11 protein-coding genes are annotated in these 11,279 nt (G+C 61.6%); 2 read left to right on the plus strand and 9 right to left on the minus strand.

Translation table 11 applies throughout. From position 1 onward, the window contains the following. Positions 1-243 precede the first annotated feature (243 nt). Genes FJ404_18025 through FJ404_18040 form a run of 4 tightly spaced genes read right to left on the minus strand, consistent with a single transcriptional unit; the run spans position 244 to position 4,549 of the window. Complete coding sequence (locus tag FJ404_18025; protein ID MBM3824753.1) at positions 244-1,443, minus strand: FtsX-like permease family protein; 1,200 nt, start codon at positions 1,441-1,443, stop codon at positions 244-246. Between the two features lie 9 nt (positions 1,444-1,452). Continuing rightward, complete coding sequence (locus tag FJ404_18030) at positions 1,453-2,610, minus strand: ABC transporter permease (GenBank protein MBM3824754.1); 1,158 nt, start codon at positions 2,608-2,610, stop codon at positions 1,453-1,455. Next, positions 2,607-3,305: an ABC transporter ATP-binding protein gene (locus tag FJ404_18035; GenBank protein ID MBM3824755.1), complete on the minus strand. Its 699-nt coding sequence runs from the start codon at positions 3,303-3,305 to the stop codon at positions 2,607-2,609. The genes FJ404_18030 and FJ404_18035 overlap by 4 nt, the downstream gene beginning before the upstream one ends. Continuing rightward, positions 3,302-4,549, minus strand: a complete 1,248-nt coding sequence (locus FJ404_18040) for an efflux RND transporter periplasmic adaptor subunit (protein ID MBM3824756.1) — start codon at positions 4,547-4,549, stop codon at positions 3,302-3,304. The genes FJ404_18035 and FJ404_18040 overlap by 4 nt, the downstream gene beginning before the upstream one ends. Here FJ404_18040 and FJ404_18045 point away from each other — a divergent pair. After that, positions 4,509-5,828 (plus strand): efflux RND transporter periplasmic adaptor subunit, encoded by a 1,320-nt coding sequence (locus FJ404_18045; GenBank protein ID MBM3824757.1) that lies wholly within the window; start codon positions 4,509-4,511, stop codon positions 5,826-5,828. The two genes, FJ404_18040 and FJ404_18045, sit on opposite strands and share 41 nt — an antisense overlap. Positions 5,829-5,860: 32 nt before the next feature. Then, entirely contained in the window at positions 5,861-9,001 is a 3,141-nt protein-coding gene (locus FJ404_18050; GenBank protein ID MBM3824758.1) for an efflux RND transporter permease subunit, read from the plus strand. Between the two features lie 9 nt (positions 9,002-9,010). Here FJ404_18050 and FJ404_18055 read toward each other — a convergent pair whose 3' ends face one another. The 5 genes from FJ404_18055 to FJ404_18075 form a co-directional block, all read right to left on the minus strand. Next, complete coding sequence (locus tag FJ404_18055) at positions 9,011-9,325, minus strand: hypothetical protein (protein ID MBM3824759.1); 315 nt, start codon at positions 9,323-9,325, stop codon at positions 9,011-9,013. 4 nt (positions 9,326-9,329) lie between these two features. Beyond that, positions 9,330-9,989: an HAD family phosphatase gene (locus FJ404_18060; protein ID MBM3824760.1), complete on the minus strand. Its 660-nt coding sequence runs from the start codon at positions 9,987-9,989 to the stop codon at positions 9,330-9,332. Then, entirely contained in the window at positions 9,986-10,390 is a 405-nt protein-coding gene (locus tag FJ404_18065) for a VOC family protein (GenBank protein ID MBM3824761.1), read from the minus strand. Before FJ404_18065 ends, FJ404_18060 begins: the two co-directional genes overlap by 4 nt. A gap of 2 nt (positions 10,391-10,392) precedes the next feature. Beyond that, positions 10,393-10,806 carry an EVE domain-containing protein gene (locus tag FJ404_18070; GenBank protein ID MBM3824762.1) on the minus strand — a complete coding sequence of 138 codons (414 nt, stop codon included), beginning with the start codon at positions 10,804-10,806 and terminating at the stop codon, positions 10,393-10,395. A gap of 286 nt (positions 10,807-11,092) precedes the next feature. Beyond that, the gene (locus FJ404_18075) at positions 11,093-11,272 is read right to left on the minus strand and encodes a hypothetical protein (GenBank protein ID MBM3824763.1); all 180 of its coding nucleotides are present in this window, start codon (positions 11,270-11,272) and stop codon (positions 11,093-11,095) included. Positions 11,273-11,279 lie beyond the last annotated feature (7 nt).

Consider the following 11,279-nt stretch of genomic DNA (forward strand, 5'->3'; position numbering starts at 1 on the left):
CTCAGGATTTCCCACTCTTCTGGCAAGGCGTCGTTAGGCATGCGCCAAACGTTACCAGCGTAGTCCGGTAAGGACAAGTCATTAGGTTAATGCTTATGGGACACCGGGCCTACAAACACGGAGGCAGTCGCGATGGTAGGCCGCGTGCCCTCACGCGGCGCACTGTCGCGGATTCAAGCTCAGTATGAAATATCCGGGCTGGTCCACCCGCCGTGGACCCAGCTTTTCCCAACAACCCTTCGCTCAGACTTCCCGCAACCCGCTCGCAACGGGCAGCCGCGCGGCACGAATGGCCGGAAAGAACCCGCCCACCATTCCGATCGCCGAAGCCAATGCCATCGCCTGCACCAGCAATGAGGGGGTTACTCGAAAGGCAAAAGTCACCTGGCTGAAGCTCTGCCAGTTCATCGTCGCGGCCGTGAACCCATCGAAAACGGCAAAAGCGGCCCCGGCCCCGACCAATCCCCCCACCCCGGCCAGCACCATCGATTCCAGCAGCAGCGAAGCCACCACCGGACCCGCGCCGAATCCCAAGGCGCGCAGCGTAGCAATCTCCCGGGTCCGCGCGGCCACCGCGCTGTACATCGTGTTCAACGCCCCAAAAATCGCGCCTAATGCCATCAGCCCCGCAATGGAATAACCGAGTCCGCGAATCAGCGTGGTCAAGGCGGTGGATTGCTCGGCATAGTATTCGGACTGCCGGACCACCTTCACCGTCAGGCCGGGGTTGGTCGTCAACGCGTCTTTGAATGTCTGGAAGGAATCCGGTGAACTCAATTTGGCGTAGACGGATTGCCAGGAGGCGCCGCGTTGATAAGCGGCTTGAAGAACCGCCGCGTCCGCCCAGATTTCCGATTCATCGATGCCGCCTCCCGTGGTGAAAATCCCCGCCACTTCCCACTCGTTGGCACCCACCTTGATTTTCTTCCCCAAATCCAATCCCTCAAACTCCCTCGCCGCCCCCTCCCCAACGACGATCTCATTGCGACCCGGCTCAAACTTGCGTCCAGACACGATTCGAAAATCCTTCCGGATCGAATACGCGGCGCCTTCCACTCCTCGCAAAGGCACATTGGCATCCGATCCCGTCGATCGCTTCGGCAGATTGATGATCACAAACAGCTCGGGCGAGGCCAGCACGCCGGCATCGCTCCTCGCCAGCCCCGGCGCATCCATGATCAAACGCGTCTCTTCCCGGCCGAATCCGCTCGTCATCTCCGAATCCGCCCCGGCGCGCAGCACCAGGACGGTGTCGGGTGAGCCGGACACGGTCATGGTTCGTTTGAAGCCTTCGCCAATCGACAACACGCCGACGAAAACCACCACCACGCCCATGATGCCGAAGGCGGCGGCAGAGGCGGCGCCCTTGCGCTCCGGCAAAGAGCGCAGATTGAAAAGCGTGACCGCGGCGATCTGGCGAAATGCGTTGAACAAGCTCGTCATACACCCTCCTCAAGCGCCTCGTCGCAATGCGGTGGCGATCTCCAGTCGCATCGCCTGCCAGGCGGGCGCCAGGCCCGCCACCAAGCCCAAACCCACCGCCAAAGCCACCCCGATCACCATGTCCCGCCCGGGGATGTAAAAGACAGGAAGCAGTCCGGGCGCGGGATTGCCCCCCGAAGTGGCCAGCCACGCCAGACCGAGCCCCAAAAGTCCACCCCCGCTCGCAATCAGAAACGATTCAGCCAGCACCAACCCCATCACCAGCGTGTTGGTGAACCCCATGGCCTTCAAGACGCCGATCTCCTCGGTCCGCTCCCGCACGGCCTGCGCCATGGTGTTGCCCGCCACAAGCAGGATCGTGAAATAAACCGCACTGACCACCGCGATCAAAATCGCGCCAATGTTTCCAATCTGAGAGGCGAATCCCTGCGCGAAAACGCCTTCCGGCTCGGTCTTTGTTTCCGCCGGGGAATTGGCAAATTCCTCGTCCACTTTCCGCGCCACCTCCGCCGCCTGATTGGGATCCTTGATGCGCAAGGTATACCAGCCGACCTGGCCCTTCCCCTCGCGCCGCGCCTCGTCAAAAAAATCATACCGAAAGAAAAACTGGGTCGTATCCGTGCTCCGCTTGCCGGCCTCAAAAATGCCAACCACATCGAACTCCCAGTTGGGCTGCGTCCCCGCACCACCCCAGATCGGGGAAAACAACGGCACCCGATCCCCTACCTTCCACTTGAACCGATCGGCCGTCGTCCGGCCCACGATCGCTCCCGTCCGGGTCTTCTTCCACGCCTCAATTTCGGACGGCTCCAGCCCATACTCGGGATACATCTCCAAGAACTCGTCCGGATTCACCGGCATGACCGGAAAGAAATTCTTGGCATCCTGATAAATGCCGCCGAACCAGGTTTGATGCACCGCCGCCGCCACGCCAGGCACCCGTTCCATGCGGGCCTCGTAACTCTGCGGCAGAAGTTGGATGATCGAGATCTTGTGCCGGACGATCAACCGGTCTGCCCCCGCCATGCTCACGCCCGCCGTAAGGGCTTCCTTGATGGCGCACAAGAGCCCGTACAACAAGAACGCCACCAGCACGGACATCAAGGTCAGCACCGTGCGCAGTTTCTTGCGCTTCAAATTGCTCCAGGTGAGATGAAGAAATTTCATTCAGGCCGCTCATCCGACAGCCGTCCTTTGTCCAGATAGACCGTGCGCTTGGCCCTCGCGGAGGCATGGGGATCGTGAGTCACCATCACAATCGTCTTGCCCTGCTCGCGATTCAACGCCTGCAGCAGCGAGAGAATCTCATCCCCGGATTTCCGGTCCAAATCCCCGGTCGGCTCATCGCACAACAGCAACGTCGGGTCGGTCACAATGGCGCGGGCAATCCCGACCCGCTGCTGTTCGCCGCCTGACAAAGTCCGCGGGTAATGCTTCATCCGGTGCGAAAGGCCGACCACGCCCAATGCCGTTTCCACATGCTTTCGGCGCTCCGCCCCGCTCAGATGGGTCAACAACAAGGGCAGCTCCACGTTCTTCTCCGCCGACAAGACCGGCAGGAGATTGTAAAACTGGAACACAAACCCGACATGCCGCGCCCGCCATGCGGCCAACTCCCTGTCGCTCTTGCCCTCAATCCGTTCGCCCCCGATTTCCACGATTCCCGAACTGGGCCGGTCCAAACCCCCGATCAAATTCAGCAGCGTGGATTTTCCGGATCCGGAAGGCCCCATCAACGCCAGAAAATCTCCTCGCGGGACTTCCAGGCTCAATCCAGAGAGCACGTGGATCTCCTCGGATCCCCTGCGAAAGGTCTTCTCCACGTCGCGGACCCGGACCCAAGGTAATGGCGCTTCGCTCATTTGCTTTTTTCCCTCACGGCCCCGCCATCTTGCAGCTTTTCCGCGCCCGACACCACAACTTGCTCACCTGCGTTCAATCCCGCCTGGACCATGACCGTGTCGCCCTCCGTCCGTTCCACCTGCACCGCGCGGCGCTCCGCCTTCCCAGCCCGCGTCACCCATACCACTTCCCGCCCGCCCTCCGAACGGACGGACCCACGCGGAATCGCCATGAGCGAACGCCCCGCGAGAGGCGTCGAGGCGGGCGCCACATCCGCCACATTCTCGCGAAAAGCCACCTTCACTCCCATCTGCGGCAGGATGCGAGGATCCAGTTGCTCGAAAGCAACCCTCACCCGCACGGTTGCCTTTTGCCGGTCCGCCGTCGGAATGATCGCGATCACCTTCGAGGGAATCTTCCAGTCCTGATAAGAATCCAGGGTGGCTTCCACCGGCTGTCCCGGTCGCACGCGGTTGATGTAACTCTCATTCACGTCCACCTCGATCTCCAAGGATCCCATGTCGACCAGGGTGCAGATGCCCGTGCGCGTGAAGCCTCCGCCGGCCGACACGGGCGAAATCATTTCCCCTGGCTGGGCGTTCTTGCTGGTGACGATACCCGCAAAGGGGGCTCGAATCACCGTGTCCTCCAGGTGCTGTTTCCACACGGCCACCTCACGCTCGACCACCTCCGCGTCGGCCTTCTGCTTTTCCAATCGTGCCGCGAGGGATTGGGACTCCGCGTGGGCGCGGTCGAGTTCGGCTTCTGAAGCGATGTTGCGTTGGGAAAGTTCTTTGACCCGGCGCCACTCTTTGCGGGCGTCGGCCAGGCGCACTTCTGTCTCCGCCAGTTGCGCCCGGGAAGCCGCCCACTGGGCTTCAGCCAGCTTGAAACTGGCCTCGACGTTCGACGCATCCAAACGCGCCAACACCTGGCCCGACTCCACCCGCATCCCCTCTTCAATCATCACTTCCACCACCTTGCCGGTCACCTTCGAGGAGACAGTCGCTTCCCGCCGCGGCGTCACGTAACCCGACGCATTGAGCAGGGTTCTCGCCGCGCTGGCCCTCTCCAGGGCCACCGGACGAACTGCCACCGTCTCCACCTCAACGCCTTTGGGTCTGCCCCAAATCCACCACGCGACGCCTGCTCCCAGGAGCAGTAGAACCAGTCCCCAGGCCAGGACACCGCCGGCTCCAGAACGAGCCTTGTCGCGACGGTCAATGCGAAGCCCTTCGATGTCGGGCTTTTCCGAAATCCCCATAAATTGCGGTTCAGCAAACCGATTCGCCTCGTGTCGGTCAAGCGCGGCAGAGTATTTCGATGGAATCGAGAATCAGGCTGGCAGTCTCCGCCGCGCCCCGCGTAGCCTCTCCCGCGTTCGGGGGGGGCCGCCTGAGCCGTCTGGATTGGATCGGAAGGCCGCTCCCCGCCATCACATCGCCCGCATGATTGCCCGGTTCGCCAGTTTTTACTTGTCGCTAGTCTGGATCGCCACATTGCCCTCGGGCTGCAAACCGGCGAACTCGGCGCCCCCCAAACGCCCGCCCACCCAGGTCATCGCCATCCCCGCCGCCACCCTCCCGGTGTTCGAAAGTATTTCCCTCGTCGGCTCACTCGTGCCCAATGAAATGGTGGATGTGAAGTCCGAGATCGAAGGCACCGTCGAGGCCGTCGGATTCCAAGAAGGCCAACCTGTCGAGAAAGGCAGCCTGCTGGTCAAGCTGGATGAGACCAAGCTGAGCGCCTCCCTGGCCGAGGCGGAAGCGAACTTCAAGCTGAGCCGGACCACGTTCACGCGCAACGAGGAGTTGCTCCGCGGCAAGCTCATTTCCCAACAAGAATTCGACCAAGCCGCGGCTCAATTTTATCAAAACGAAGCGACCGTCGAGCTTCGGCGGCGGTTGCTCAAGGACGCCCGTATCCTGGCGCCCTTCAACGGCATCGCCGGCGCAAGACTGATCAGCCCCGGCCAGGTCATCAGCCGGAACACCCCCCTCACCAGCCTGGTCGATCTCGACCCCATCAAGGTCGAACTCAACGTCCCGGAACGGTTCATGGGCAAACTTCAGACCGGGCAAGCCATCGCGGTTCGCGTCGCCGCTTTTCCCGGACGCCAATTCAGAGGTGCCGTGTTTTATGTCTCCCCTTACGTGGATCCTTCGACTCGCACCGCGCTCGTCAAAGCCTCGATCCCCAACCCTTCCCACCAACTGAAACCGGGCATGTTCGCGAATCTTGATCTCACCCTCGAGGCCCGTGCCCAAGCCGTGGTCATTCCCGAGTCCGCCATCGCCCAAACGCTCGACCATGATCGTGCCACCATCTTCGTCGTGGGCGCCTCCCAAATCGCGCAGATCCGCCCCGTCCAACTCGGCGTGCGCATGCCCGGCCAAGTCGAAATCAAACACGGCGTGTCGGCCCGGGAAATGGTGATTGTTGAAGGGGTCCAGAAGATCGGACCCGGCTCGCCGGTCGTGCTCGCTCCCGAAAAGGACGCCGCACCTTACCTGCCCAAACCCAACGCCTCCCCGGAGGGTTAAAGGATTTTCCTCCCTCCCCCAGGGCCGATCCCATGGAACTACCGCAAATCAGCATCCGGCGTCCCATCCTGACGTCCATGCTGAGCCTTTGCCTCATCCTCTTCGGCCTGATCGGGCTGGATCGGCTGCCCGTGCGGGAACTGCCCGACATCGACCCGCCCATTGTCAGCGTCAGCACGGTGTATCCCGGTGCCAACGCCTCCGTGGTCGAGACGGAGGTGACCGAACGGCTGGAGGAAGCCGTCAACAACATCGAAGGGATCAAGACGCTCACCAGCCAGAGCCGGGAACAGGTGAGCAACATCACGATCGAGTTCGATTTCTCACGGGACATCGACCTGGCCGCGCAGGACGTGCGCGATCGGGTGTCCCGGGTCCGCGACCGGCTGCCCCTCACCGTGCGCGAGTCCATCATCGCCAAACAGGATGCCGACGCGCGTCCCGCCATTTGGATCGCCATGAACAGCGACCGGTTCTCGCCGCTGGAGTTGACCGGGCTTGCCGAGCGCCAAATCAAGAACCGGTTCCAAACCGTCAAGGGCGTGTCCTCCGTATTCATCGGCGGTGAGAAACGATTCGCCATCCGGCTCTGGCTCGATTCCGAAAAAATGGCCGCCCGCCAGATCACGGTCCTCGACGTCCAACGCGCCCTGCGCGAGCAAAACGTCGAACTGCCCAGCGGGCGCATCGAAAACCTCGACCGTGAAATGACGGTGCAAACCCGCGGCGAATTGAAGACCGCGGAGGAATTCAACCAGCTCGTCGTCAAGAACGACCAGGTCCGCCTCGTCCGGCTCCGCGACATCGGACGCGCCGAGCCCGGCGTCGAGAATCTACGCACGATCGCGCGAGCCAATGGCAAACCCTGCGTCTTCATCGGCATCGTCAAACAATCCAAGGCCAACTTGATCGAAGTCGCCAACGGCGTGAAAGCCGAACTCGAACTTCTCCGGCCTGGACTTCCCGCCTCCATCGACATCTACGTCGCTTATGACGAGTCGATTTATGTGTCCGCCGCGATCAAGGAGGTGTGGAGCACGCTGGCCATCGCTTTCCTGCTCGTCGTGCTCATCATCTTCGTCTTCCTCCGCAACCTGAGGGCCACACTCATTCCCGTCGCCGCCATCCCGGTCTCCATCATCGCCACCTTCGCCGTGCTCTACTGGATGGGATACTCGATCAATATCCTGACCATGCTCGCCTTCGTCCTCGCCATCGGCGTGGTCGTGGACGACGCCATCGTGGTGCTGGAAAACATTTACCGTCACATCGAAGCCGGGCTTCCTCCGCGGGAAGCCGCCTCGAAAGCGATGAAGGAAATCTCCTTCGCCATCCTCGCGATCACCATCGCTCTGGTGGCGGTCTTTTCCCCGCTCGCGTTCCAGCGCAGCAGCACCGGCCAGCTCTTTTCCGAGTTCGCCGTCGCCATGGTCGGATCCGTCCTCATCTCCGCATTTGTGGCCCTTTCCCTGTCCCCCATGATGGCCTCGCGGATGCTCAAACCCGTCCGTCACGAGAAAGCTTCCGGACTGTTCGGCCTCTTTGAAACCGGGCTCGACGCCATCAACCGTCTCTACCGGCTGGGACTCGAATGGTCCCTCCGTCATCGAGGACTCGTCTCGCTGCTCGGCCTCGGCACCCTCACCCTGATGGTGTTGTCCTACCGGGTTCTCGAGAAAGAGTTTCTACCCGAAGAGGACAAAGGCCGTTTGATCGCCTTTTTCATCGCCCCCGAAGGCGCCACCAGCGAGTACACCGACCGCATGATGAGGGAAATGGAGGGCATCCTCGCGAAAACACCCGAAGTCCAGGCCTTCGGCGGCGTCGTCGGATTCGCCACCTCCGGCCCCGGCCAGGCCAATAGCGGGATCATCTTCGTCCGACTCAAGGATGAGCGCGACCGTTCGGTCCAGCAGATCGTCAACGGCCCCGCCGGTTTGCGCGCCGCGTTCTTCAACCAAGTCGAGGGCGCCATCGCCCTGCCCCAAATTCCGAAGGCTCTCGAACGGAGCTTCGGCGCTCCGTTCCAGTTGGTGATCCAGTCCGATGACCTCACCGCCCTCAATCAGTATGCGCAGAAGCTTTCGGGCGTGCTCATGCAAAGCGGCTTCTTGATGAATGTCCGCTCCTCGTTCGAAATCAACAAACCCGAATTGCGCCTGAGCATCGACCGCAACCGCGCTGCCGCGCTCGGCGTTTCCATCGAGGATGTCTCGCGCACGCTGCAAATCCTCTTCGGCGGTCTCGACCTCAGCCGGATCAAGATGGACGGCAAGGAGTATCAGGTCATCGTTCAACTCGAGCGGTTGTCGCGCTTGCGTCCCGAAGATCTTGACCGGCTCTACGTCCGCAACGACTCCGGGAAATTGATCCAGATGAGCACGTTGGTCAGTCGCGAGGCCGGCGCCTCTCCCAATGCCATCGAGCACTACAACCGCCAGAGAAGCGCCACGATTTCCGGATCGCCGGTCGGCATTCCCATGGGCACCGCCCTCGCCCGGGCCGAACAGATCCTCTCCACGAATCTTCCCAGCGGTTTCCGTTACGAATGGGCAGGAGAAGCGCGCGATCTTCGGGATGCGGGTCGCGAGGTGTGGTGGGTGATTGGCCTGGCCTTGATCATCGTTTACATGGTGCTCGCGGCCCAGTTTGAGAGCCTCGTGCATCCCTTCACCGTCATGCTCGCGGTCCCCCTCGCCGCCGTCGGAGCCTTCGGACTCCTCTGGATCCTTCACCAGCTGGGAGTGATGGGGGTCATCGCGAAACTGCCGGCCATGAACATCAACTTGTTCAGCCAGATCGGCCTGGTCTTGCTTGTGGGGTTGGTCACGAAGAACTCCATTCTGCTCGTCGAATTCGCCAATCAACAAATGGCGGAAGGCCGTTCCTCCCGTGAAGCCATGCTGCAGGCCGGAATGGTCAGATTGCGCCCTATCCTCATGACCGCGTTCTCGACCGTGGCCGGCATCCTCCCGATTGCCATCGGATTCGGAGCGGGCGCGGAAAGCCGGAGACCCATGGGGATCGCCGTCGTCGGTGGCATGCTAACCAGCACCTTCCTCACCCTTTTCATCATCCCGGTCGTCTACACCCTCCTCAGCGACGCGACCCTCGCCCTTCGTCCTCGGTCCGGAACCAAGCCGTCCCCCCTCGAGCCCGTGCTGGGAAAATAAAAGCCCGCCTCAGGCAATCCGGTCATGCGCCCAGGGATACCGCGCACTAATAATGAAATCCCGCGTTTGCGTGTCGTTGGGTGGAGGCGTCATCGCGGACTCGGGATCGAACGAAGCCCCCACCTCGCGGAGCAGAGGCACCAACAAAGGATGACCGTAACCGATGCCTGGAAAATCGAGCGACAGCCGGTTGACATCCAACAGACTTGACCCCGCGGGCTGAACAAGCACCCGCCGCAGCGTGCTCAGGCGCGGCGCTTCCCGGCGCAGAAAACGAAGCAACTCCTCCTCACTCGCTCCTTGAAACACCGACAGGGTTCTCATCGCTTCAGTTCAAAAGCAGCGAACGAATCTGGCGGTAATTCTCGACCACGACCGTCGCCCTTTCCAGTTTGTCGGCCGGCAGCGAGTTGGTAATGGCGATGACCTGCATGCCGGCCGCCAAAGCCCCCTCCACGCCCGCCGCCGAATCCTCAATGACGCAGCAACTTTCAGGAGCCACTCCCAACCCCCGCGCCGCGTGCAAAAAAACGTCCGGAGCGGGTTTGTTTTTTTCCACGTCCTCCACGCTGGAGACGACCGGAAAAAAGCGACGCAAATCCTGAATCCTCAGCACCTCGGAGATCACGGGATGATAGGATCCCGAAGCCACCGCCAGCGGGTAACTCCCCGCCGCGTCACGAACCAAATCGGGAATGTCCGGGAACAAGGGCTCGTCCCTTCGGAGAATTTCGAGAAAGACCTTCTGCTTCCACGCGCACAGGAAATCGAAACTCTGCGGAGGCTGGTGCCGGTCCATGAACGCCCGCCAGAGCGCGGCATCCGACTTACCGTAGTAGTCCGGGAAATGGATGCCATGCCGATCCCCATACCCCATCTCGTCGAAAATCTTCAGAAACGCCTGCTCGTGCCGGGGCTCGCTGTCCACCAACACACCGTCCATGTCGAAGATGATCGCCTGTACGGCTCTCTTGAAGAATGTTTTCACATGAAAGTTCCGGGATGCACGCGTTCCACAAGATGGATTAAATTACCCTCGGGATCGCGAAAAAAGAGCACTCGCCCTCCCCCGCCCGCCGCTTTGACGGGATCGGGAAAGGTAACGCCTCGGGATAAGAGCTCGGCCTGGCAGACTTCCAACGACTCCACCCGCAGCGCCAAGTGACGCCAGCCTGGAATCGAATTGGGAGCCGAAACCGGTGGCGCCGCTTCGGCGGGATAGATCTCGATCAGGAAGTCGTTCCCCAAACGCAGCAAGCACGCCGGGGGTTCCTGGCCGTTGTTCCAAACCACGGTGGCGTCCAATACGGCTTGATACCACCGGGCCAGAACCGCCGGCTGCCGGGCCGCCAGTCCGAAGTGTTCGGGCTGATATTGCGAGGAAGCCATGCCTACGGACGGGTTCCACCCAAACTCAAAATGCGGCTGAAGGAAGGAGCCGAGACCGGCATCACGGAGAGACGCGTATGCCGAACCAATAGTAAATCGGCCAGGTCGGGATCGGATTTGATTTGGGACAACGTCACGCGTTGAACGAGCGGTTTGACCGCCTTCAATTCCACCGCGGACCAATCGCCTTCCTGGGCGGTCGGATCGGGAAACGGCGCCTTCGAAACGCGTGCCAATCCGACAACAGCTTTGTCCCCTCCGCTGTGGTAAATCAAAACCGGGTCCCCTTTCGCCATCGCGCGCAGATAATTGCGGGCTTGGTAATTACGAACACCTGTCCAGGCGGTGCGCCCGTCTTCGACCAAGTCATCCCACGAGTAGGTTTCGGGTTCCTGTTTGACCAGCCAATGGTTCACGGCGGGGGAGTGTGAGGGATTCGATCGCACTCGTCACGAGGGAAGATTCTGCCCTCGAATGGCGCGGTGCCTACAGATGTTGTCGGTGATCGGGTTGTCGTGGTCACGCAGACAGCCTTGTCTGCTGTAGCGCAAGCTGCCCAGCCTGCGGGGCGACGAAGGGAACGAGGCGCGTGGAGAGCATGGAAGGGCCTCGTCCTTCACCCCCCGGGCCGACGGGCCGTCGGCGATACGGCAGGCTGGGCAGCCTGCGCCACAGGACACACAACTGATACGGTTTCCAAAGTCATCCATCCGCGGGCGAGGAGAGCCAGGAACGGCTTCGGGATGCACGGCTCGTCATTCCGTGTATCCCGATGTTGTTGGTAGGGCGGGCCTGTCCCAGCCCGCCGCCCACGGGATGCAAAACATCATGCTCCGGCGGCGCGCCGGGACGGACGCGCCCTACCTGCATCACCGGCAACATCGGGATG

The organism is Verrucomicrobiota bacterium, from assembly GCA_016871495.1.
In the GTDB taxonomy this organism is placed as follows: domain Bacteria; phylum Verrucomicrobiota; class Verrucomicrobiia; order Limisphaerales; family VHDF01; genus VHDF01.

Bases quoted from the DNA above. Each gene is read 5' to 3' on its own strand.
- FJ404_18045 (MBM3824757.1), top strand. From the start codon at position 4,509: ATGCGAAGCCCTTCGATGTCGGGCTTTTCCGAAATCCCCATAAATTGC.
- FJ404_18065 (MBM3824761.1), bottom strand. From the start codon at position 10,390: ATGGCTTCCTCGCAATATCAGCCCGAACACTTCGGACTGGCGGCCCGG.
- FJ404_18025 (MBM3824753.1), bottom strand. From the start codon at position 1,443: ATGACGAGCTTGTTCAACGCATTTCGCCAGATCGCCGCGGTCACGCTT.
- FJ404_18040 (MBM3824756.1), bottom strand. From the start codon at position 4,549: ATGGGGATTTCGGAAAAGCCCGACATCGAAGGGCTTCGCATTGACCGT.
- FJ404_18075 (MBM3824763.1), bottom strand. From the start codon at position 11,272: ATGTTGCCGGTGATGCAGGTAGGGCGCGTCCGTCCCGGCGCGCCGCCG.
- FJ404_18050 (MBM3824758.1), top strand. From the start codon at position 5,861: ATGGAACTACCGCAAATCAGCATCCGGCGTCCCATCCTGACGTCCATG.
- FJ404_18055 (MBM3824759.1), bottom strand. From the start codon at position 9,325: ATGAGAACCCTGTCGGTGTTTCAAGGAGCGAGTGAGGAGGAGTTGCTT.
- FJ404_18035 (MBM3824755.1), bottom strand. From the start codon at position 3,305: ATGAGCGAAGCGCCATTACCTTGGGTCCGGGTCCGCGACGTGGAGAAG.
- FJ404_18030 (MBM3824754.1), bottom strand. From the start codon at position 2,610: ATGAAATTTCTTCATCTCACCTGGAGCAATTTGAAGCGCAAGAAACTG.